The 20876-nt window shown below is 68.7% G+C and carries 20 protein-coding genes; 9 read left to right on the top strand and 11 right to left on the bottom strand.

Features of this window, described 5'->3' with window-relative positions; genetic code table 11:
• Nucleotides 1-19: 19 nt before the first annotated feature.
• The 3 genes from RN02_RS04320 to RN02_RS04310 form a co-directional block, all read right to left on the bottom strand.
• Complete coding sequence (locus RN02_RS04320; protein WP_052267642.1) at nucleotides 20-322, bottom strand: LasR-specific antiactivator QslA; 303 nt, start codon at nucleotides 320-322, stop codon at nucleotides 20-22.
• 539 nt (nucleotides 323-861) lie between these two features.
• A complete protein-coding gene (locus tag RN02_RS04315) occupies nucleotides 862-1164 on the bottom strand; it encodes a helix-turn-helix domain-containing protein (RefSeq protein ID WP_043313238.1) in 303 nt (100 codons plus the stop codon).
• 24 nt (nucleotides 1165-1188) lie between these two features.
• Nucleotides 1189-1458, bottom strand: coding sequence for a LasR-specific antiactivator QslA (locus RN02_RS04310; protein ID WP_009622842.1), 270 nt, complete (start codon nucleotides 1456-1458; stop codon nucleotides 1189-1191).
• Between the two features lie 944 nt (nucleotides 1459-2402).
• On the opposite strand from RN02_RS04310, the gene RN02_RS04305 reads away from it, so the two are divergent.
• From RN02_RS04305 to RN02_RS04290, 4 genes are all read left to right on the top strand, one after another.
• A complete protein-coding gene (locus RN02_RS04305; RefSeq protein WP_043313237.1) occupies nucleotides 2403-4172 on the top strand; it encodes an FAD-dependent oxidoreductase in 1770 nt (589 codons plus the stop codon).
• The gene (locus tag RN02_RS04300; RefSeq protein ID WP_043313235.1) at nucleotides 4139-4978 is read left to right on the top strand and encodes an aldo/keto reductase; all 840 of its coding nucleotides are present in this window, start codon (nucleotides 4139-4141) and stop codon (nucleotides 4976-4978) included. Before RN02_RS04305 ends, RN02_RS04300 begins: the two co-directional genes overlap by 34 nt.
• A gap of 193 nt (nucleotides 4979-5171) precedes the next feature.
• A complete protein-coding gene (aroQ, locus tag RN02_RS04295; RefSeq protein ID WP_009622845.1) occupies nucleotides 5172-5612 on the top strand; it encodes a type II 3-dehydroquinate dehydratase in 441 nt (146 codons plus the stop codon).
• 4 nt (nucleotides 5613-5616) lie between these two features.
• The gene (locus RN02_RS04290) at nucleotides 5617-6468 is read left to right on the top strand and encodes a shikimate dehydrogenase (protein ID WP_043313233.1); all 852 of its coding nucleotides are present in this window, start codon (nucleotides 5617-5619) and stop codon (nucleotides 6466-6468) included.
• Between the two features lie 461 nt (nucleotides 6469-6929).
• On the opposite strand, the gene RN02_RS04285 is transcribed toward RN02_RS04290, so the two are convergent.
• Together RN02_RS04285 and RN02_RS04280 are read right to left on the bottom strand one after the other, a co-directional pair.
• Nucleotides 6930-7673, bottom strand: a complete 744-nt coding sequence (locus RN02_RS04285; RefSeq protein WP_043313231.1) for a sulfite exporter TauE/SafE family protein — start codon at nucleotides 7671-7673, stop codon at nucleotides 6930-6932.
• An 83-nt stretch (nucleotides 7674-7756) separates the two neighbouring features.
• Nucleotides 7757-8527: an IclR family transcriptional regulator domain-containing protein gene (locus tag RN02_RS04280; protein ID WP_043313229.1), complete on the bottom strand. Its 771-nt coding sequence runs from the start codon at nucleotides 8525-8527 to the stop codon at nucleotides 7757-7759.
• Between the two features lie 151 nt (nucleotides 8528-8678).
• Between RN02_RS04280 and RN02_RS04275 the strand changes: the two genes are divergently transcribed.
• The 4 genes from RN02_RS04275 to RN02_RS04260 all read left to right on the top strand — a co-directional run bounded on the left by RN02_RS04275 (nucleotide 8679) and on the right by RN02_RS04260 (nucleotide 13336).
• Complete coding sequence (locus tag RN02_RS04275) at nucleotides 8679-9494, top strand: shikimate dehydrogenase family protein (protein WP_009622850.1); 816 nt, start codon at nucleotides 8679-8681, stop codon at nucleotides 9492-9494.
• Nucleotides 9491-11221: an FAD-dependent oxidoreductase gene (locus RN02_RS04270; protein WP_043313228.1), complete on the top strand. Its 1731-nt coding sequence runs from the start codon at nucleotides 9491-9493 to the stop codon at nucleotides 11219-11221. Before RN02_RS04275 ends, RN02_RS04270 begins: the two co-directional genes overlap by 4 nt.
• Before the next feature lie 2 nt (nucleotides 11222-11223).
• Complete coding sequence (locus tag RN02_RS04265) at nucleotides 11224-11544, top strand: NIPSNAP family protein (protein WP_009622855.1); 321 nt, start codon at nucleotides 11224-11226, stop codon at nucleotides 11542-11544.
• 64 nt (nucleotides 11545-11608) lie between these two features.
• Nucleotides 11609-13336 carry an FAD-dependent oxidoreductase gene (locus tag RN02_RS04260; RefSeq protein ID WP_152623724.1) on the top strand — a complete coding sequence of 576 codons (1728 nt, stop codon included), beginning with the start codon at nucleotides 11609-11611 and terminating at the stop codon, nucleotides 13334-13336.
• Here RN02_RS04260 and RN02_RS04255 read toward each other — a convergent pair.
• Together RN02_RS04255 and quiC are read right to left on the bottom strand one after the other, a co-directional pair.
• A complete protein-coding gene (locus tag RN02_RS04255; protein WP_043271885.1) occupies nucleotides 13278-13943 on the bottom strand; it encodes a TetR family transcriptional regulator in 666 nt (221 codons plus the stop codon). The two genes, RN02_RS04260 and RN02_RS04255, sit on opposite strands and share 59 nt — an antisense overlap.
• A 93-nt stretch (nucleotides 13944-14036) precedes the next feature.
• The gene (gene quiC, locus RN02_RS04250) at nucleotides 14037-15947 is read right to left on the bottom strand and encodes a 3-dehydroshikimate dehydratase QuiC (protein WP_043313226.1); all 1911 of its coding nucleotides are present in this window, start codon (nucleotides 15945-15947) and stop codon (nucleotides 14037-14039) included.
• A gap of 529 nt (nucleotides 15948-16476) precedes the next feature.
• On the opposite strand from quiC, the gene RN02_RS04245 reads away from it, so the two are divergent.
• Nucleotides 16477-17853 (top strand): MFS transporter, encoded by a 1377-nt coding sequence (locus RN02_RS04245; protein WP_043313225.1) that lies wholly within the window; start codon nucleotides 16477-16479, stop codon nucleotides 17851-17853.
• Between the two features lie 60 nt (nucleotides 17854-17913).
• On the opposite strand, the gene RN02_RS04240 is transcribed toward RN02_RS04245, so the two are convergent.
• From RN02_RS04240 to RN02_RS04225, 4 genes are all read right to left on the bottom strand, one after another.
• Nucleotides 17914-18237: a helix-turn-helix domain-containing transcriptional regulator gene (locus RN02_RS04240; RefSeq protein WP_043313224.1), complete on the bottom strand. Its 324-nt coding sequence runs from the start codon at nucleotides 18235-18237 to the stop codon at nucleotides 17914-17916.
• Nucleotides 18238-18242: 5 nt separating this feature from the next.
• Nucleotides 18243-18593 carry a type II toxin-antitoxin system RelE/ParE family toxin gene (locus RN02_RS04235; RefSeq protein WP_043313223.1) on the bottom strand — a complete coding sequence of 117 codons (351 nt, stop codon included), beginning with the start codon at nucleotides 18591-18593 and terminating at the stop codon, nucleotides 18243-18245.
• 467 nt (nucleotides 18594-19060) lie between these two features.
• The gene (locus RN02_RS04230) at nucleotides 19061-19939 is read right to left on the bottom strand and encodes a DMT family transporter (protein WP_043313221.1); all 879 of its coding nucleotides are present in this window, start codon (nucleotides 19937-19939) and stop codon (nucleotides 19061-19063) included.
• 82 nt (nucleotides 19940-20021) lie between these two features.
• Entirely contained in the window at nucleotides 20022-20837 is an 816-nt protein-coding gene (locus tag RN02_RS04225) for a sugar phosphate isomerase/epimerase family protein (protein ID WP_043313220.1), read from the bottom strand.
• Between the last annotated feature and the right edge of the window lie 39 nt (nucleotides 20838-20876).

The following is a 20876-nucleotide window of genomic DNA, read 5'->3' as shown; positions in this document are numbered from 1 at the left end:
CCCATCGACGCCCACGCCGCTAGCTGCCCGCCTCCTGCGCCAGCAACCGCTGCTGCAAGCGCGCCAGGAAAGCCACTTCGTACGCCGTGCGTTGCCCCTCCGGAACCTGCCCCTCGCGGCCGACCAGCAGGACCGCCCAGAGGCTGGCCGGCTCCTTTTCCATCAGCCAGCGCTCGGCACGTCGCTGCCCGGCATCGATGGCGGCCTGGCAATCCTGCAGCCAGAACAGCTCCAGCGCCGGCTGGCCATCAGCGGCGGGGATGTGGGTGGTGAAGAGTTTTTTAGTCGGGTGGTGCGCGCGGGTAAAAGCTGGGCGGTGCATATCCATCACTCCTGCATAGTAGGTTCGGAAGCCACCACCCAAACTTTCCACAGTTGGGGTGGCAGGCCGTGCAAGGGTGGAAATACCGGCTATGCAGGACCCGGCCGGGCCGAAGCCCGCCTTGCACGGCCCGCCATAGAACAACGTTCAGCGGGCACAAAAAAGCGCCAGTTGAACAGCTATGGCGCTACCGCGCCTGCATAGTTGGTCCGGGTTTCCACACCCGATCACGACAACCGCCGTGACGGACGAACCCTAGCGAGCCCCACTCAGGCGCAACAAGGCGAAGTATCGCAGGCTCGCGCGTGAGCTTTCCCAATTTTCAGGGAAGACCGGAAATATCTGTAGGAGTGAGCTTGCTCGCGAATGGAGTTTTGCCGGTGAGTCAGGTGCGGGGCTGAGCGCCGGCCCTCTCCCTAACCCTCTCCCTGAAGGGAGAGGGGACCGTTGGGCAGAATTGGGTGTTCTGGAGTTAGCCGGTACCCCTTCCGGGCGAAGCACGGCAACACGGCTCGACCGGGGACGCCCGAATGCCTTTATCAGAGAATCGCCTGCAAGCCCTTGTCGGCGATGACGTTGAGCAGTTTGAGCGCAGGCCCCGTCGGATGGGTTTCGCCTTGCTCCCACTTGCGCACGGTCGAAGCGCTAGTGTGCAGATGGAGCGCGAACACCGGCTGGCTGAATTTCAGCTCTTCGCGAAGGCGTTTGATGTCGGCAGCACTGAACTCCCGTACCGGCGGCGGGCAGATCGTGTCGAACTCGCGCATCGTCACCTTGCTGATCGCACCCGCTTCATGGAGCACAGCCAGGTCGTCACGCAGGGAGTCAATGAGCTTGCTCACAATGCACCTCCAATAGCACGCCAGCTAGGTACTCGCATCCTGCGCCAACAAACGCTGCTGCAAGCGCGCCAGGAAAGCCACCTCATATGCCGTGCGTTGTCCCTCCGGAACCTGCCCCTCGCGGCCGACCAGCAGGACCGCCCAGAGGCTGGCCGGCTCCTTTTCCATCAGCCAGCGCTCGGCACGTCGCTGCCCGGCATCGATGGCGGCCTGGCAGTCCTGCAGCCAGAACAATTCCAGCGCCGGCTGGCCGTCAGCGGCGGGGATGTGGGTGGTGAAGAGCTTTTCATGCATCGCAAGGTCCCTCTCTCATTGCCCTACAGCGAGGGCTGAATGGACGGCGCCGGGCGCTGACCGGCCTGACGCCGGGTAACGTTCAGGCGGACAATGGTTTTTGCCGGGGACGCCTGAAAATGAGAGAGGTTGGGAGGCGCGCGGGGATAAAAGCCGGTGAATGCATTCTGGTTAGCTCCTACGAAGTGATGGGAGCCTGCCTCTATCTTTCCACGGATGAGGAGGCAGACCGTGCGAGGGTGGAAATACCGGCTTCGTAGGACCCGGCCGGGCCGAAGCCCGCCTCGCACGGCCCACCATAGAACAGCGTTCGACCGGCACAGGAAGCGCCTGCCGGACAGCTATGGTGCTACCGCCCTTACGAAGACAACCCGGGTTTCCACGCCCGATCACGACAATCGCCGTGACGAACGAACCCTAGCGAGCCCCACTCAGGCGCAACAAGGCGAAGTATCGCAGGCTCTCGCGTGAGCTTTCCCAATTTTCAGGGAAGGCCGGAAATATCTGTAGGAGCGAGCTTGCTCGCGAACAATGGCGTCAGGTTTAACTCTGGAGTTGGGTTGGCGTCCGTAACCCTCTCCCCAGCCCTCTCCCTGAAGGGAGAGGGGGCTTGTCCGTGCCGAGAGAAGGCATGGCATTAGCCTGAGACTTTTGGCGTTGCCGGCTAACGCCTGTACATCCGCATCTGCCCAACGGTCCCCTCTCCCTTCAGGGAGAGGGTTAGGGAGAGGGGCGAGGCCCAGCCCACCATCATGCCTTGCATGGAAATGATCAGCCCAGCGCCCCGATGAATGATGGGTATCGCTTCGCTCAACCCCCATCCTACGTCCACTCCCCCGGCCGATTATCGACCAGTAGTTGCGCCCGATAGCTTGCCTTCACTCCGCCCAAAACCAGATTATGGAACCAAGTTCCAAAAAAAATTCCCGCGGAGTCCCCTACCCATGTCCCCTGCCCCGAACCTGCCGCCCACCGACTGCGATCTGCTGGTGGTCGGCTCCGGCGCCGCCGGCCTGGCCGCCGCCGTCACCGCCGCCTGGCACGGCCAGAAGGTCATCCTGATGGAGAAGGACGCGGTGTTCGGCGGCGCCACCGCCTGGTCCGGCGGCTGGGCCTGGGTGCCGCGCAACCCGCTGGCGCGCCGCGCCGGCATCGAGGAAGACATCGAGCAGCCGCGCACCTACCTGCGCAACGAGCTGGGCGACTACTACGACGCCGCGCGGGTTGATGCCTTCCTCGAAGCCGCGCCGCACATGGTGGCCTTCTTCGAGCAGCACACCCGCCTGCAGTTCGCCGACGGCAACGGCATCCCCGACATGCATGGCGACACCCCCGGCGCCGCCAGCGGCGGGCACCAGGTGATAGCCGCGCCCTACGATGCCCGCGAGGTCGGCGACCTGCTGCCGCGCCTGCGCAGGACAATGCGCGAGACCTCCTTCCTCGGCATGCCGATCATGGCCGGCGCCGACCTGGCCGCCTTCCTCAGCATGACCCGCTCGCCGCGCGCGTTCGTCCACGTGGCCAAGCGCGTGCTCACCCACTTCTACCACCTGGCCCGCTACGGCCGCGCCATGCACCTGGTCAACGGCGTGGCGCTGGTGGCGCGCCTGGCCAAGTCGGCGCAAGACCTGGGCGTGCGCCTGATGGAATCCTGCCCGGCGCAGCGCCTGCTGCTGGAGGATGGCGCCGTGCGCGGTGCCGTGGTGAAGACACCGCGCGGCGAACTGGAAATCCGCGCCAAGGCCGTGGTCCTCGCAGCCGGCGGCTTCCCCAACGACCCCGAGCGCCGCCGCCAGCTGTTCCCCCGCGACGCCAGCGGCCACGACAACCTCGCCCTGCCGCCGACCTCCTGCTCCGGCGACGGCCTGCGCCTGGGCGAAGCCGCCGGCGGCAGCGTCGAGACGAACCTGCGCTCGCCGGTGGCCTGGGCCCCGGTGTCGAAGGTCACGCACCGCGACGGCAGCGTCGGCCACTTCCCGCACATCATCGAGCGCGGCAAGCCCGGCATCATCGGCGTGCTGGCCAACGGCAAGCGCTTCGTCAACGAGGCCCACGGCTACTACGACTACGTCAGCGCGATGCTCGCCGCCCTGCCCGAGGACCAGGAGCCCTGCTCCTGGCTGGTCTGCGACCAGCGCTTCCTGCGCCGCTACGGCCTGGGCTACGTGCGCCCGGCGCCGCTGCCCATCGGCGCGCACCTGCGCAGCGGCTACCTCAAGCGCGGCGCCAGCATCGAGCAACTGGCGCAGGTGTGCGGCATCGACCCGCAGGGCCTGGCGCAGACCGTCGCCGACTTCAACCGCCACGCCCGCAACGGCGAGGACCCGGCCTTCGGCCGCGGCAGCACCGCCTTCAACCGCAAGCAGGGCGATGCGGCCAACCCCGGCCCCAACCCCTGCGTCGCGCCCATCGAGCATGGCCCGTTCTATGCGGTCAAAGTGCAGCCGGGCTGCTTCGGCACCTTCGCCGGGCTGAAGACCGACGGCCAGGCCCGCGTGCTCGGCGCCGACGGCCAGCCGATCCCCGGCCTGTACGCCGCCGGCACCGACATGGCCAGCGTGTTCGGCGGCCACTACCCCTCCGGCGGCATCAACCTCGGCCCGGCGCTGACCTTCGGCTACGTCGCCGGCCGCCACGCCGCCGGCGCACACGACTACGAACCCCAAGCAGGAGCCACCCCATGCAAGCACGCATCCGCAACCGCCACGGCCTGAACATGCCCAAGCTCGGCCTGGGCACCTGGCCGCTGACCGGCGCCGAGTGCACCGGCGCCGTGCGCCAGGCCCTGGAACTGGGCTACCGGCACATCGACACCGCCGCCGGCTACCACAACGAAGACGCCGTGGGCCAGGCGCTGGCCGACAGCCCGGTGGCCCGCGAGGACGTCCACGTCACCAGCAAGGTCTGGTGGGACCGCCTGGCCCCGGCCGACCTCGCCCAGTCCCTGGACGACAGCCTGCGCGCGCTGCGCAGCGACTACCTGGACCTGTTCATGATCCACTGGCCGGGCAAGAACGGCAGCCTCGTCGGCGACGACCTCAAGCGCAGCGTCGAGGCCCTGGTGGCCGCCCGCGACAGCGGCAAGGCGCGCGCCATCGGCGTGGCCAACTTCCCCCTGGCGCTGCTGCGCGAGACCGTGGAAACCCTGGGCGCGCCGCTGGCGGCCATCCAGGTCGAATACCACCTGATGCTGAACCAGCTACCGCTGCTGGACTACGCCCGCGCCCACGACATGGCCCTCACCGCCTACACCCCGCTGGGCCGCGGGCGCATGCTGGAGGAACCGGCGATCCAGGCCATCGCCCGGCGCCACGGCGTGCTGCCTAGCCAGGTGGCCCTGGCCTGGCTGCTGGAGCAGGACGGCGTGGCCGCCATCCCCAAGGCCGCCAGCCTGGCCAACCAGCGCTCCAACCTCGCCGCCCTCGACCTGCGCCTGGACGACGAGGACCGCGCGCAGATCGCCGCCCTGCCGAAGAACGTCCGCCTGGTCAGCCCGGAATTCGCCCCGAAGTGGGACTGACCGTCCGCTGATCGCACACTTCCTCGCCCCCCTCCTTCCGCCCGGCCCGGCCAGAAACCGCGCCGGGCCTTGCCGCGCCTGGCTTGCAGCGCTTTTGCCCAAAGCCCGGTGAGCCAATTGACGAAAGTAACCATTTGGTACATTTTCTGATGACCGCACTCCAGCGGCGACAAGACCTACAAGAGACACCCGCATGCCCCTCCCGATCCTGATCCTCAACGGCCCCAACCTGAACCTGCTGGGCACCCGCGAACCGGCCACCTACGGCCACGAGACGCTGGCCGACGTCGAAGCGCTGTGCCAGGCGCGCGCCGACGAACTGGGCCTGCAGGTGGCGTTCAAGCAGACCAACCACGAGGGCCAGCTGATCGACTGGATCCACGAAGCGCGCGGCCGTTGCGCCGGCATCGTGATCAACCCGGCGGCCTGGACGCACACCTCGGTGGCCATCCGCGACGCCCTGGCGGCGGTGGAGCTGCCAGTGATCGAGGTGCACCTGTCCAACGTGCACAAGCGTGAGGAGTTCCGTCACCACTCCTTCGTCTCGGGCATCGCCGTGGGCGTGCTGGCCGGCTTCGGCAGCAACGGCTACCGCCTGGCCCTCGACCACTTCGCCCACCTGCTGCGGGGCTGATGCCATGAGCCAGAAGACCGCCATCCTCGCCGGCCTGATCGGCGCCGGCATCCAGGCCTCGCGCACCCCCGCCCTGCACGAGCACGAAGGCGACGCCCAGGGCCTGCGCTACCTGTACCGGCTGATCGACCTGGACCAGCTGAAGCTGAACCTCGACGCCCTGCCCGAACTGCTCGACGGCGCTCAGCGCCTGGGCTTCACCGGGCTGAACATCACCTTCCCGTGCAAGCAGGCGATCATCCCGCTGCTGGACGAGCTGTCCGAGGAAGCGCGCGGCATCGGCGCGGTGAACACCGTGGTGCTGAAGGACGGCAGGCGCATCGGCCACAACACCGATTGCCTGGGCTTCGCCGAAGGCTTCCGCCGCGGCCTGGCCGACGTGAAGCGCAACCGCGTGGTGCAGTTGGGCGCCGGCGGCGCGGGCGCGGCGGTGGCCCACGCGCTGCTCAGCGAAGGCGTGGAGCAACTGAGCGTCTACGAAGTGGACGCGGCCCGCGCCGAGGCCCTGGTGAACAACCTCAACCAGCATTTCGGCCATGGCCGGGCGCTGCTCTGCACCGACCTGCCGGCCGCCATGGCGGTGGCCGACGGCCTGGTCAACACCACCCCGGTGGGCATGGCCAAGCTGCCCGGCACGCCGCTGCCGGTGGGCCTGCTGCGCGCCGAGCTGTGGGTGGCGGAGATCATCTACTTCCCGCTGGAAACCGAACTGCTGCGCCACGCCCGCAGCCTCGGCTGCCGCACGCTGGACGGCGGCACCATGGCGGTGTTCCAGGCGGTGAAGGCCTTCGAGCTGTTCAGCGGCCGAGCGGCTGATGCGCAGCGGATGCAAGCCCACTTCCGCAGCCTGGATTGAGCGTAGGGCGTATAACCGTTCGCGGTTATACGCCGCTACACCTGGCCCCCCTGCCCGGCTGCGAGGTTCTGCTGGACGTCTCATCGGCCACCAAAGCGGAGCCCCGTTCTACAACCAGCGGGCGTTCGACCAGGGTCAGGCGGCGGATAACGTGGAACGTTATTCGCCCTACGCTCCTTGGGTCCATGGTGTTTGCGTTGAAGAGCGCCCTCTCCCTAACCCTCTCCCTGAAGGGAGAGGGGACCGTTCGGAGTGCGCGGGTGTTTCTGTGTTAGCCGGCTTGTACCGAGTGACCGGCTGACACCAAATCCATTCTCGGCACGGACAAGCCCCCTCTCCCTTCAGGGAGAGGGCTGGGGAGAGGGTTGCGGACTCCACCCCAGCTCCGGAGTCAAACCTGACGCCATTGTTCGCGAGCAAGAACTAGGCGTCCCCCTCGCTCCTACGAAAAGCCCTGCCCCCTATCCCCACCAATTCTCCCAAACCAACTGCACCCCGGTCGCCAGCAACCCCAGCCGCGCAATGCGGTAGAACCACACATGGTTGACCTTGTCCTGCAACCAGATCCCCAGCCACACACCCAGCACCACGATGGGCGCCAGCAGCAGGCTGGTCCCCAGGTTGCTCCAGGTGAACTGGCCGAGCAGCGCGTAGGGCACCAGCTTGATGGCGTTGGTCAGCAGGAAGAAGCAGTTCACCGTGGCGATGTAGCGCACCTTCTCCAGTTGCTGCGGCAGCAGGTACATCATCACCGGCGGGCCGCCGGCGTGGGCGACGAAGCTGGTGAAGCCGGCGATGCCCGAGAGCACCACGCCCTTGCCCGCCGCCGCCGGCTTTGGCTGGGCCGCGGCGCGGGCCACCAGGGTGTTGAGCAGCACGAAGGCGATGGCGATGCCGCCGATCAGCAGGGCGATGAAGCGCTCGCTGAGCAGGCCGAAGCTCAGCGCGCCCGCCGCCACGCCCAGCAGCGCACCGGGCAGCATGATCTTCAGGTTGCGCACATCCCACTTGCCGTAGAAGCGCCGCAGGCCGGTGAAATCGGCCATGCAGAGGATCGGCAGCATCAGCGCCGCGGCCTGGGTCGGCGGCATGGCCAGGGCCATCAGCGGCACGGCGATGCCGCCCAGGGCGCCGCCGAAGCCACCCTTGGAAACGCCGGTGAGCAGCACGGCGGGGATCGCCACCAGGAGGAATTCGAGGGTCATCACGCAACTCGTCGGCACACGGAGCCGCCGATTATGCCGCGTCGACGCGTCTGCGCCAGGCCCCGCGGGCGATCAGCGCCCGCTCAGTCCACCACCGGGCGCAGCAGCGCCTGGGCCTCGTACAGCGCCGGCAGGTAGCGCAGGCGCATCTCGTCCAGGCCCAGGCGCGAGGCGTGGGTGGTGATGGCCAGGCTCGCGCGCATGCGCCCGCTGCGGTCCAGCAGCGGCACGCCGATCACGCGCATGCCGATCTCGTATTCCTGGTCCACCACGCAGTAGCCCTGCCGGGCGACCTTGGCGATCTCGGCGTGCAAGGCGTCCATGTCCGTCAGCGTGTAGGGCGTCAGCGCCCGTGGCGGACTGCGTTCGAAATAGGCCGCCAGCTCCGCCTCGCCCAGCGCCGCCAGCCACAGGCGGCCGCTGGCGGTGCAGTACATGGGCACCCGCGAGCCGGGGCGGATCGACAGCGAGGCGATGTGGCTGTAGCGGCTGCGCACCACGTGGACGATCTCGTCGCCGTCGCGGGTGCCCACCGAGACGTGCTCCTGGGTCTGCCGCGCCACCTGCTCGACGATGGGCCGCAGCATGCGCGGCAGCTGCGCCGAATCCACGTAGGCCTGGCCGATGCGCAGCGCCTTGGGCGTCAGCCAGTAGTGGCGGCTGTCGGTCTCGGCGAAGCCTTCGTGCACCAGGGTCAGCAGGAAGCGCCGCGCGGCGCTGGGGGTGAGGCCGGACAGCCGCGCCGCCTCGGGCACGCTCAGGCGCGGGCGCTCGGCGCTGAACAGCTGCATCAGCGCCAGGCCCTTCTGCAGGCCGGCGATCAGGTCGCGGGGATGGATGCTGGGGGTTTCCAAGGCACGGGCTCCGGGTAATTCGGCCGAATATTGCGATTATCGCAGCATCAATGCGAATAACGCACTAAAGCGCCGTCAACCGCATTGAGCGCAACAGCCCGCCGCCGCACCCTGGCCGCCAGAACAACGCCAAGAACCCCTGGAGGTCAGCATGATTCGCGGTTCCACCGAACTGGTCGCCATCGTCGGCACACCCATCGCGCAGGTGAAGTCGCCGGAGAACTTCAACACCTGGTTCGCCCACAACGGCCACGACCTGGCGATGATCGCCATCGACCTGGGCGCCGACGCCCTCGATGCCTTCGTCGCCACCCTGCGCGGCTGGCACAACCTGCGCGGCTGCGTGGTCACCGTGCCCTACAAGCAGGCCCTGGCGCCGCGCCTGGACGGCCTGAGCGCCCGCGCCGAGGCGCTGGGCTCGGTCAACGTGATCCGCCGCGAGGCCGACGGCCGCCTGCTGGGCGACAACGTCGATGGCGCCGGATTCCTCAACGCCGCCCGGCGCCATGGCCTGCAACCGGCCGGCAAGCGCGCGCTGGTGGTCGGCTCCGGCGGCGTCGGCAGCGCCATCGCCTATGCGCTGTGCGAAGCCGGCATCGGCGAGCTGCGCCTGCGCGACCTCGACCAGGTGCGCGCCGCCGCCCTGGTCGAGCGCCTGGGCGCCCTCTTCCCCCAGGTGCGCATCGGCGTGGGCTGCGACGACCTGGCCGGGCTCGACCTGCTGGTCAACGCCTCGCCGGTAGGCATGGGCGGCACCGGCGAGCTGCCGCTGCCGGGCATGCTGCTCGACGGCCTGCAGGCGCACACCCTGGTGGCCGACGTGGTCACCAAGCCGGAGATCACCCCGCTGCTGGAGCGCGCCCGCGAGGCGGGCTGCCGCATCCAGACCGGCGCCGAGATGGCCTTCGCGCAGCTGGGCAACCTGGGCGCCTTCATGGGCGTCACGCCGCTGGAGATCCAGCCATGACCAGCCTCAACGCCCCGGCCTGGAGCCGCGAGTGCGACCTGCTGGTGCTGGGCAGCGGCGCCGCCGGTTTCGCCGCCGCGGCCACTGCCGCCTGCCAGGGCCTGCGCGTGCTGATGCTGGAGAAGGCGGCGAGCTTCGGCGGCACCTCGGCCATCTCCGGCGGCGCGGTATGGGTCTACGGCACCGACCAGGCCCGCGCCGCCGGCGCGAAGGACTCCGAAGAAGCCATGCGCACCTACCTGCGGCGCACCATCGGCCCGGGCTACAAGCCCGAGCTGGTCGACAGCTTCATCCGCAACGGCCACCGGGCCCTGCGCTGGCTGGAGGCCAACACCGAGCTGCGCTACGCCCTGCGCCCACACTCGCCGGACTACTACCCCGACGAGGAAGGCGGCACCGAATTCGGCCGCGCCCTGGAGATGGTCGAGTACGACGGCCGCCACCTCGGCGAGCGCTTCCGCGACCTGCGCATGCCGCCGCCGGGCATGCTGCTGTTCGGCGGCATGATGGTGAACCGCGTGGACATCCAGCATTTCCTCAGCTTCCGCCGTTCGCCGAAGTCGTTGTGGCACTGCCTGAAGCTGCTGGCCCGCTATGGCCTCGACCGCCTCAGCCACCACCGCGGCACGCGCCTGACCACCGGCAACGCCCTGATCGCGCGCCTGGCCACCACGGCCTTCGCCAAGGGCGTGGAGCTGTGGCTGAACAGCGAGGCGCAGCAGTTGCTGGTCGAGAATGGCGCAGTGGTCGGCGCCCAGGTGCTGCACGAAGGCCGCATCGAGCGCATCCGCGTGCATGGCGGCGTGGTCTGCGCCATGGGCGGTTTTGCCGCCGGCAAGCTGGCCGAGCGCTTCCGTCCGGCGAGCGACGGCGAGCACCTGAGCATGTCGCCGGACTGCAACGACGGCGCCGCCCTGCGCCTGGGCGAGGCCATAGGCGCGGCAGCCGGCGAGGGCCTGGCGGCGAACTTCTTCTGGGCGCCGGTCTCCGAACTGCGCCATGCCGACGGCCGCCACGAGCGCTTCCCGCACCTGGTCACCGACCGCGCCAAGCCCGGGGTGATCGCGGTGAACCGCGCCGGCCGGCGCTTCGTCAACGAGTCCAACTCCTACCATCACTTCGTGCAGAGCATGTTCGCCAGCGGCAACACCGAGTGCTGGCTGATCTGCGACGCCAGCGCCATGAACCGCTACGGCCTGGGCCTGGCGCGACCGAAGCCGGTCGACAACAGCGCGCTGGTGCAGGCCGGCTACCTGTACCAGGCCGACTCGCCGGACGCCCTGGCCCGCGCCCTCGGCATCGACGCCGAGGGCCTGCGTCAGACGCTGGAGCGCTTCAACGCCAACGCGCGCAACGGCGTCGACGCGGACTTCGCCAAGGGCGGCAACAGCTACAACCGCTACATGGGCGACCCGGACCACCGCCCCAACCCCTGCCTGGCGCCGCTGGAGAAGGCGCCCTACTACGCCGTCCGCCTGCACACCGGCGACCTCGGCTCGGCCCGCGGCCTGGTCACCGACGGCCAGGCCCGCGTGCTCGGCCGCGACGGCCAGCCGATCCCCGGCCTCTACGCCGCCGGCAACGACATGAACTCGCTGATGGACGGCACCTATCCCGGCCCCGGCATCACCCTCGGCCCCGGCCTGACCTTCGCCTGGCTGGCGGCCAACCACATAGCCGCGCGCCTCGCCGCGCCGGCCTCGCAACAAGCAACCCTGGAGCACTGACGATGTACTACGAACTGCGCACCTACAGCATCGACCCGCTGAAACTCGCCGACTGGCTGGCCCTGTACCGCAGCCACGCCTACGAGGTGCAGACCGAGCACCTGGGCAGGCTGGTGGGCTTCTTCACCACCGAGTTCGGCGAATGCAGCCAGGTGGTGCACCTGTGGGCCTACGAGAGCCTGGACGAGCGCATGCAGCGCCGCGCCAGCATGGCCGCCGACCCGCGCTGGGCCGAGTTCGGCAAGCTGAACCGGGAACTGGGCGCGGTGCTAAAGCTGGAATCGCGGCTGATGAAGCCCACCGGCTTCTCCCCGCTGCAGTGATGGCCCCGGCGCGCGGAGCCCTTCCGCGCGCCCCGATAACGACAAGAGAAAGCCCATGCCCACCTTGCAAACCCTCGACTGCGACGTCCTGGTGATCGGCTCCGGCGCCGCCGGCCTGGCCGCCGCCGTGACCGCCGCGCACCATGGCCTGCGCGTGGTCGTCGCGGAAAAGGCCGCGCAGCTCGGCGGCACCAGCGCCTGGTCCGGCGGCTGGCTGTGGATTCCGCGCAACCCGCTGGCCCTCGCCGAAGGCCGCGTCGAGCCGGACGACGCGCCGGAGCGCTACCTCAAGGCCCAGGTCCATGCCGAGCAACTGGACGAGCGCCAGGCCGCCTTCCTCCGCCACGGCCCGGAGATGGTCGAGTTCTTCCAGCGCCACAGCGCCGTGCAGTTCTTCAGCGGCACGCGCATGCCGGACATGCACGATGGCGAGGGCTCCGCCGCCGGCGGCCGCTCGCTGTGCGCCCAGCCCTACGACGGCCGCGAACTCGGCCCCTGGCTGCACCACCTGCGCGAGCCGCTGGACCTCGTCAGCCTGGCCGGAATGGGCATCGCCGGTGGCGTCGACCTGACCAACTTCCTCGACGCCACGCGCTCGCCGAAAGCCGCGTTCTACGCGCTCAAGCGCATCGCCCGGCACTGGCATGGGCGCCTGCGCCACGGGCGCGGCACGCAGTTGGTCAACGGCAATGCCCTGGTGGCCCGCCTGCTGCGCAGCGCGCTGGACCTGAAGGTGCAGTTGCTGACGCAAACGCCGATCCACGAACTGCTCCGCGAAGGCGGCAAGGTGACCGGTGCGCGCAGCGACACCCTGGAGTTCCACGCCCGCCGCGGCGTGGTCCTGGCTTGCGGCGGCTTCCCCCATGACCGCGAGCGTATCGCCCGACTCATGCCCCACGCCCCGGACGGCTGGCAGCACCGCTCCGCCGCGCCGCCGCAGAACAGCGGCGATGGCCTGCGCCTGGGCGAAGCCGTGGGCGCGCAGGTCCGCGACGACCTGGCCCACGCCGGCGCCTGGGTGCCGGTATCGCTGGTGCCGCGCCGCGACGGCAGCGTCGGCCACTTCCCGCACCTGATCGAACGGGCCAAGCCCGGCTTCCTCTGCGTGCGCCGCGACGGCCGGCGCTTCGCCAACGAGGCCGACTGCTACCACGACTTCATGAGCGCCCTGTTCGCCGCCACGCCACCGGGCGAGCCCCACGAAGCCTGGCTGATCGCCGACGCCCGGGCGCGGCGGCGCTACGGCATCGGCTGGGTGAAGCCCTTGCCCTTCCCGGACTTGCCCTATGAGCGCCGCGGCTATCTGGTCAAGGCCCGCAGCCTGGCGCAACTGGCGGCGCGCTGCGGCATCGACGCCGAGCAGTTGCAAGCGACGGTGAAGCGCTTCAACGAACACGCGGCGCTGGGCGAAGACGCGGATTTCCAGCGCGGCCGCTCGGCCTACAACAAGGCCCAGGGCGAAGCGCGGCAGCATCCCAACGCATCGCTGCGGCCCCTGGAAAAAGGTCCGTTCTACGCGGTGAAGCTGCTGCCTGGCAGCCTCGGCACCTTCGCCGGCCTGCGCACCGACGCCCGCGCGCGGGTGCTGGACGCCAGCGGCGCGGCCATCGAGGGGCTGTACGCGGTGGGCAACGACATGGCCAGCGTGATGGCCGGCCACTACCCCAGCGGCGGCATCACCCTGGGGCCGGGCATGACCTTCGGCTACCTCGCCGGCCTGGAGCTGGCCGGGCTCAGCGCTGGATGTAGCGCAGCACCGCCTCGCAGATCATCTGCTTGTGGCGTTGCTTGACCTGCTCGTCGGCCAGGTCGATCTGGAAGATTTCGCCGAAGGTGTTGCGGTTGGACACGCGGTAGAAGCAGAACGAGCTGATGAACAGGTGCAGGTCCAGCGGGTCGATGCCCTCGCGGAACAGGCCCTGCTCGGCGCCGCGGCGGAGGATTTCGGCCAGCGACAGCAGCATGTTGTTGCTCATCGAGCGGATCGCCGTGGACTTCTTCACGTACTCGCCGTGGTGGATGTTCTCGATGGAAACGATGCGCACGAAGTCGACGTTGCGGTCGTGGTGGTCGAAGGCGAACTCGACGGTGCGGCGGATCGCCTCCAGCGGCTCCAGTTCCGCCAGGTGCAGCTTGTCCTCGGTGTGGCGGATGTCGCCGTAGAGCTTCTCCAGCACTTCGACGTAGAGCTGCTCCTTGCTGCCGAAGTAGTAGTAGATCATGCGCTTGGAGGTGTGCGTGCGCTCGGCGATGGCGTCCACCCGGGCGCCGGACAGGCCCTGCTGGACGAACTCGGCGATGGCCGCCTGGAGGATGCCCTCGCGGGTTTTCTCGGGGTTGTTCTTGCGGCCCTTGCCACGCACTTCGGCGGGGTCCAGGGGTTCGACGACATTCGGCATGGTTGGCTCGCAGCCTCACGGAGAGCGCCGATTATGGGCCTCGCCACCCCGCCAAGGGAAGCGGCGCGGGGCTTGCCGCGCCGCCCCCGGGCGCTACAGCTTGGGCTTGCGCGCGGCGCCGCTGCGCGCCTGGGCCATGGCCGCCAGGCGCACGGCGACGTTGGCCGCGCCGTAGCCGGCATAGCCGTTCCTGCGCTGGAGGATTTCGAAGAAGAAGCGCCCCTCGAACGGCTCGGTGTAGACGTGGAACAGCTCGCCGCCCTGGGCGTCGCGGTCGTAGAGCACGTTGAAGTAGGCCAGCTCGCTGAGGAACTCGTCGTCGAAGTCGAAGCGCGCCGCCAGGTCGTCGTAGTAGTTCAGCGGGATGTCCAGCAGCGGCACCCCGGCCTGCTTGGCGCGGGTGACCTCGGCGAAGATGTCCTCGCAGGCGAAGGCGATGTGGTGCACGCCCGAGCCGCGGTAGCTGGACAGCGCGTGGGAAATGGCGGTGTTGCGGTTCTCCGAGATGTTCAGCGGCAGGCGCAGGCTGCCGCAGCGGCTGCGGATGGCGCGGCTTTTCACCAGACCATAGGGGTCGGGCAGGACCACCTCGTCGTCGGCCTCGAAGTCGAACAGCGCCTTGTAGAACAGCACCCAGCTGTCCAGGCTGTCGGCCGGCAGGGCCATGGCCATGTGGTCGATGCGCTGCAGGTTGCCGCTGGCCTGGGCCTGGGCGTCGAGGCAGAAGTCGCTGTCGTAGATGGTCTGCCCCGGCGCGCCCTGCTCCACCAGGTAGATCAGGCTGCCGTCGGGGGCGCGCACCGCGGGCACCTCGCGCTCGTTGGGGCCGACCAGGCCGCGGAACGGCTGGCCACGGAAGGCCTGGGCGCGCTCCAGGGCCTGGGCGCCGTCGCGCACCCGCAGGGCGGTGGCGCACAGCGAGGGGCCGTGGGCTTCGAAGAAGTTGTGGGCGAAGGAGTACGGCTCGGCATTGAGCACGATGTTGATGTCGCCCTGGCGCAGCAGGCTCACCGCCTTGGAGCGGTGTTCGCCGGCGCGGGCGAAGCCGAGATTCTCCAGCCAGTTGCCCAGGCGCGCGCCCAGGTCCTCGTCCACGGCGAACTCGAGGAATTCCACGCCGTCGTAGCGGCTGGCCGGCGGCGGCGCGAAGAGGATGCTGGGGTCGCCGGCGGGCGCGGCGTCCTGCTCCAGCAGGCGGCGCGTCTTCTCCTCCAGGTAGAGCAGCGAGCGCAGGCCGTCGGCGGCGTTGGAGCGGGTCGGCGCGGCGCGGAAGCCGTCGTTGAAGATTTCCAGCGACAGCGGGCCCTTGTAGCCGCTGCGCAGGATGGGCGCGAGGAAGCCCGCCAGGTCGAACTCGCCCTGGCCGGGGAAGCAGCGGAAGTGCCGGCTCCACTCCAGCACGTCCATGGCCAGCACGGGCGCGTCGGCCATCTGCACGAAGAAGATCTTCTCGCCGGGGATGTCGGCGATGCCGCTGGGGTCGCCCTTGATCGACAGGGTGTGGAAGCTGTCCAGCAGCACGCCCAGGGCCGGGTGGTCGGCGGCTTTCACCAGGTCCCAGACCTGCTGCCAGGTGTTGACGTGGCGGCCCCAGGCCAGGGCCTCGTAGCCGATGCGCAGGCCGCGCTTTCCGGCGCGCTCGGCCAGCTCGCGGAGGTCGTCGATGAGGATGTCGCGCTCGCCCAGGGAATCGGCGACGGTGTTGCTGCACACCAGCACCAGGTCGGTGCCCAGCTCCTGCATCAGGTCGAACTTGCGCTCGGCGCGCTCCAGGTTGCGCGCCAGGCGCTCGCGGCGGCAGCCCTCGAAATCGCGGAAGGGCTGGAACAGGGTGATCGCGAGATTCAGGTCGGCGCACATCTGGCGCACGTCGCGGGGGCTGCCGTCGTAGTACAGGAGGTCGTTTTCGAAGATCTCCACGCCGTCGAAGCCGGCGGCGGCGATGGCTTCGAGTTTCTCGGGCAGGGTACCGCTCAGGGAGACGGTGGCGATCGAGCGCTGCATGCTGGGGCTCCTGTGCTGCTGGCTTCTGCGAGCCATGGCCTGGCCGCCGGCTGTCGGCGACCTTCGGAAATATCGCCAGCCGTAGGACGCACGGCTGGTCATTGGATTATTCGCAGGGTATTTTCCAGCGGCAAGGCAAATTGTACGAACCAGTTAGTTTTGTGTTCGATCAGCGAACAAAAGGCCGATCAGCGAATTGACGGTTTTTCGTCCAGTGGCCGACCATGGATTCACCGCGACACACCAGGGCCATGCCTCCCCTGGCCCGCGAGACGCCTTGCCCTATAACAATTTCAACAAGAGTCCCTGCCCATGTTGACTGCACGCCTCCTCACCGCCGCCGTCTCCAGCCCAACACGAACGCCGGCTCGCCCCCAGCCCTGAGCCGCGCCGCCCGGCGCATTTCAGACACGGGCCCCGGCCAGGGGCTTTAGCGACGACCTCGGTGCCCCTGTTCGATCAGCGCACACGCCCCCGAAGGGCGCGGCGCCCGGGCAGGCACCGACAACAACAAGAACCGGAGACAACGATGGCGACTTCCTCCAGCTCCCAAGCCAAGAAAGCCACCGCCAGTGGCTGGATCGGCTCGGCTCTCGAGTACTACGACTTCTTCATCTACGCCCAGGCCGCTGCGCTGATCTTCCCGCAGCTGTTCTTCCCCTCCTCCGACCCGAAGATGGCCATAGTCGCGTCGCTGGCGACCTACGGCGTGGGCTACCTGGCCCGCCCGATCGGCGCCTTCTTCCTCGGCCACTGGGGTGACACCCGCGGGCGCAAGAACGTGCTGCTGCTGTGCATGTTCATGATGGGCCTGTCGACCATGGCCGTGGGCCTGCTGCCGACCTACCACGACGTCGGCTTCCTCGCCCCGGCGCTGCTGGTGGTGCTGCGCCTGGTGCAGGGCTTCGCCGTGGCCGGGGAAATCTCCGGGGCCAGCTCGATGATCCTCGAACACGCGCCCTTCGGCCGTCGCGGCTACTTCGCCAGCTACACCCTGCAGGGCGTGCAGGCCGGCCAGGTGATGGCCGCCGCGGTGTTCCTGCCGCTGGCCTACTTCATGCCCAACGACGCCTTCAACGCCTGGGGCTGGCGGATTCCCTTCCTGCTCAGCGCCGTGGTGCTGATCGCCGGCCTGATCATCCGTCGCGAAGTTCACGAGACCCCGGCCTTCGTCAACGAGGAAGCCAAGCAGCAGGTGGCCAAGTCGCCGATCGCCGAAGCCTTCCGCAACAGCTGGAAGCAGATGCTGCTGGTGATGGTCATGTCGCTGATGAACGTGATCCCGGTGGTGGCCACCATCTTCGGCGCGGCCTACGCGGTGCAGCCGGCCTACGGCATAGGCTTCGACAAGAGCGTGTACCTGTGGATCCCGGTGGTGGGCAACATAGTCGCGGTGCTGGCCATTCCCTTCGTCGGCAACCTCTCCGACCGCATCGGCCGCCGCCCGACGCTGATCGTCGGCGCCCTGGGCTCGGGCCTGCTCGCCTTCGGCTACCTATACGCCATCAGCATCCAGAACGTGCCGCTGGCCTTCGTCATGTCGCTGCTGATGTGGGGCCTGGTGTACCAGGGCTACAACGCGGTGTTCCCGTCCTTCTACCCGGAGCTGTTCCAGACCCGCTACCGCGTCTCGGCCATGGCCATCGCGCAGAACATCGGCACCATGCTCACCGCCATGCTGCCGGCGCTGTTCGCCGCCGTCGCCCCGCCCGGCTCGGACAACGTCCCGATGGTGATCGGCAGCCTGGCCTTCCTCATCACCTGCCTGTGCGCCTTCGCCGCCTACCTGGCCCCGGAAACCCACCGCCTGCCGATGGAAGACCTGGGAAAGCCTGACGCCAAGCCGCTGGAAAAAGCCGCCTACGACAGCGCGCGGCAGAACAGCCTGCGGGTGGCGAGCCACTGAACAGATAATGCCCGAGCATGAAAAAAGGCCCCGTGAGGGGCCTTTTTTCGTGGGGCGGCGTCAGGCGATATGCACTGCCCGCACCTGGATTTCCACCCCCAGGGTACGGCGCAGGGCATCGAAGATCGCCGCCAGGTTGTCCATGCCCGGATTACCCGAGGCCGACAGCATGCGGTGCAGGCTTTTGCTCGGCCGTTCCGTCTCCAGCGCCAGGCGCTCGAAGCCCAGGGTGGCGTTGACCAGATCGCGGAGGATCAGGCGCGCGGCGTCCGGCTCGCCGTTGAGGAACAGCGAGGCGGCCTCGTCGAGCAGCGCGGTGGCGAATGCCGGTTCGCGCTGCACCCGCGCGACGACGGTCTGTTTGAAATCCCTGGTCAGTACCATTGGAATCACCCTCTCATCTGCGGCCCGAACCGGGCCTTCTTGCGTTGCTTGTACTCGGCGTGCAGCACCTTCGCCTTGCGGATATCCGCCGCCTGGCCGGCCTTGCTGCCACCGCCGAACAGCACGATGAGCGCCTCGCCGTCCCTCGCCAGGTAGATCCGGTAGCCCGGGCCCCAGTCGATGCGGTATTCGCCGATGCCATCGAACCATTTGACATTGGAGGTGTTGCCCACCGCCATGCGCACCTTGGCGGTGGCGACCTTGGCCGCCGCCTGGAAATGCAGGGCGTCGAACCACTCCTGATAGGGGCAGGACCTGTCTTCCCGGACATACTCGACCACTTCTATGGCCGCCATAGTAACCTCCTCGTTACCATTTACCAATAGGTCTCAGACGAGGCGAGTGCTGCTTCGGGAATGGAATCCCCTCGCCTGCGTCTGTGCGAGGGGGAGAAAGTACGGTTACCGGGCGCCTGCCCGGGGTGCGCTGCTGCACACCTGGCTATCGCCCTGGAGAAGAAACGGAAGTTACCTACATCGCGAGAGCTCAGGTCCGACGCCCCGCAGCGGAAAAATCGCGGACAGAGTCCGCGATCGGATTCACCGGCCCCGCCGGACGCATCGGTGGCACGGCCAACGGCGGATAACCACGAACGGTTATCCGCCCTACGCTCCAGGAGCATCAGGATGACTCCAGACTTCCCGGCGGCTCAGGACAGCCCCCTCTCCCTCTGGGATAGGGTTGGGGTGAGGGGCTCTTGAACCCGGCACCGACGCCACCGGAAAACTCCCTTCGCGAGCAAGCTCGCTCCTACACGGCCCCCTCACCCCCGCCGCTGCATCCAGGCCGCCGCCAGCCCGCTCAGGCAGATCACAGCAATGCCCACCAAAGCACTGGCACTCGGCACATGGCTGAAGACCAGCCAACCGATTAGCCCTGCAAAGACGATCTGGCAGTAGCCGAAAGGCGCCAGCAGCGCCGGGGCGGCATGGCGGAAGGCCTGGGTGAGGAACAGGTGGGCGGACATGCCGCAGGTGCCCAGGGCGAGCATCAGCAGCGCATGGCCAAGACTCGGGGTGTGCCAGACGAAGGGCACCATCGCAGTGGTCAGCGCGGTGTTCAGCAGGCCGGCGAAGAAGTTGCTGGTGGTCGGGCTGTCCACCGCCGCCAGCTTGCGCGTCAGCAGCTGGTAGAAGCAGAAGCACAGCGCCGAACCCAGCGGCAGCAACACCGCCGGGGTGAACAGTTCGCCGCCGGGATGGACGATCGCCAGCACCCCGGCGAAGCCCAGGCTCACCGCGGCCCATTGCCCGGCGCTGACCTTCTCGTACAGCAACGGCACCGACAGCGCGGTGACCATCAGCGGGGCGAGGAAGTTGACTGCCGTGGCCTCCGCCAGGGGGATGTACTGCAGGCCGGTGGTGAACAGCAGGCTGGTGCCCAGCAGGCACAACGCGCGCAGGGTCTGCAGCCCCGGCCTGCGGGTGCGCAGCACGCGCAGGCCCGACTGCGGCAGGAAGATGCCGGCCATCAGCAGCGTGTGCACCACGTAGCGGGCCCAGACCACCAGCAGGATCGGGTAGAAGCCGGAGAGGTACTTGGACAGGGCGTCGTGGGTGGAGAACAGCGAGGTGGCCAGCACCACCAGAAGGATGCCCTTCAGGGGCTGGCTGCTGCCGGACAACGCGGAGGCGGCGGTCATCGGGTTTCCCGTGGTTTACAAAGCAAGGCGCCCGGCAGTGTGCCGGGCGAACGGGTGGATGGGAATGGCGCAGTTGCCGGCATCAGAGCCGGGCGAGCACCGTGCGTGCCTTGTCCAGCGCCAGGCTGGCCCGCTCCAGGGCGCTGACGCCCTGCTCCAGCAACTGCCGGGTGGGGATCTCCAGGCTCAGCGGCACCGTCGCCGGCAAGGTCCGCAACAAACCCGCCAGGTCGCAGTCGCCATCGCCGGGGAAGCGCCGCTCGTTGCGCGCCTGGCGGAGGATTTCCTGCATGTCGTCCGGGCGCGGGCCGGCCACGTCGCACAATTGGGCATAGCGCATGCGCGAGGCCGGCAACTGCGCCAGGTCCTGTAGCGAGGAACCGGAACGGTCGAAGTGGAAGGCGTCGACCAGCACGCAGCCGTTGTCGCGCCCGGCGTTGCGCACCACGCGCCAGGCCGTGGCCAGGTCGGGGGCGTCGGTCCAGGACATGAACTCCAGGTGCGGGTGGATGCCGTAGCCCTCGGCCAATTCGCACAGCTCGGCGAAGCGTTCGGTCATGCGCGCCTCATCCGCGTCGTTGCCGGCCACCAGCAGCTCCGTGCCGCCGAACTCGGCGCCGACGGCGAGGATGGGCTCGAAGTCGGCCACGCGGGTCTCCGGCTTCAGGCGCAGGATTTCCAGGTCCAGCACGCGGATGCCGGTGTCGCGCAGGCGTGCCTGGGTCTGCCGGCGCAGTTCGGCATCGGCCACCAGCGGGAAGTGGTGCTCCTCGGCGGTGGCCGGCACCAGGCGCAGGCCGACATGGCTGTAGCCGGCGCGGGCGGCGACCTCGACCATGTCCGGCGGCGACAGTTCGAGGACGGTCAGGGCGGCGAGGGAGAAGATTCGGTCGGTCATGGGTATCGGTATCCGGTTCACAGATGGATTGTAGGAGCG

The sequence above is a fragment of the Pseudomonas sp. PI1 genome (assembly GCF_000812405.1).
In the GTDB taxonomy this organism is placed as follows: Bacteria; Pseudomonadota; Gammaproteobacteria; order Pseudomonadales; family Pseudomonadaceae; genus Pseudomonas; species Pseudomonas citronellolis.
This window is presented reverse-complemented; position numbering and strand designations above follow the sequence as displayed.

Excerpts from the sequence above, each read along its gene's own strand:
- RN02_RS04320 (WP_052267642.1), bottom strand. The coding sequence starts at position 322 with ATGCACCGCCCAGCTTTTACCCGCGCGCACCACCCGACTAAAAAACTC.
- RN02_RS04310 (WP_009622842.1), bottom strand. The coding sequence starts at position 1,458 with ATGCATGAAAAGCTCTTCACCACCCACATCCCCGCCGCTGACGGCCAG.
- RN02_RS04305 (WP_043313237.1), top strand. The coding sequence starts at position 2,403 with ATGTCCCCTGCCCCGAACCTGCCGCCCACCGACTGCGATCTGCTGGTG.
- RN02_RS04300 (WP_043313235.1), top strand. The coding sequence starts at position 4,139 with ATGCAAGCACGCATCCGCAACCGCCACGGCCTGAACATGCCCAAGCTC.
- aroQ (WP_009622845.1), top strand. The coding sequence starts at position 5,172 with ATGCCCCTCCCGATCCTGATCCTCAACGGCCCCAACCTGAACCTGCTG.
- RN02_RS04290 (WP_043313233.1), top strand. The coding sequence starts at position 5,617 with ATGAGCCAGAAGACCGCCATCCTCGCCGGCCTGATCGGCGCCGGCATC.
- RN02_RS04285 (WP_043313231.1), bottom strand. The coding sequence starts at position 7,673 with ATGACCCTCGAATTCCTCCTGGTGGCGATCCCCGCCGTGCTGCTCACC.
- RN02_RS04275 (WP_009622850.1), top strand. The coding sequence starts at position 8,679 with ATGATTCGCGGTTCCACCGAACTGGTCGCCATCGTCGGCACACCCATC.
- RN02_RS04270 (WP_043313228.1), top strand. The coding sequence starts at position 9,491 with ATGACCAGCCTCAACGCCCCGGCCTGGAGCCGCGAGTGCGACCTGCTG.
- RN02_RS04265 (WP_009622855.1), top strand. The coding sequence starts at position 11,224 with ATGTACTACGAACTGCGCACCTACAGCATCGACCCGCTGAAACTCGCC.
- RN02_RS04255 (WP_043271885.1), bottom strand. The coding sequence starts at position 13,943 with ATGCCGAATGTCGTCGAACCCCTGGACCCCGCCGAAGTGCGTGGCAAG.
- quiC (WP_043313226.1), bottom strand. The coding sequence starts at position 15,947 with ATGCAGCGCTCGATCGCCACCGTCTCCCTGAGCGGTACCCTGCCCGAG.
- RN02_RS04245 (WP_043313225.1), top strand. The coding sequence starts at position 16,477 with ATGGCGACTTCCTCCAGCTCCCAAGCCAAGAAAGCCACCGCCAGTGGC.
- RN02_RS04240 (WP_043313224.1), bottom strand. The coding sequence starts at position 18,237 with ATGGTACTGACCAGGGATTTCAAACAGACCGTCGTCGCGCGGGTGCAG.
- RN02_RS04235 (WP_043313223.1), bottom strand. The coding sequence starts at position 18,593 with ATGGCGGCCATAGAAGTGGTCGAGTATGTCCGGGAAGACAGGTCCTGC.
- RN02_RS04230 (WP_043313221.1), bottom strand. The coding sequence starts at position 19,939 with ATGACCGCCGCCTCCGCGTTGTCCGGCAGCAGCCAGCCCCTGAAGGGC.
- RN02_RS04225 (WP_043313220.1), bottom strand. The coding sequence starts at position 20,837 with ATGACCGACCGAATCTTCTCCCTCGCCGCCCTGACCGTCCTCGAACTG.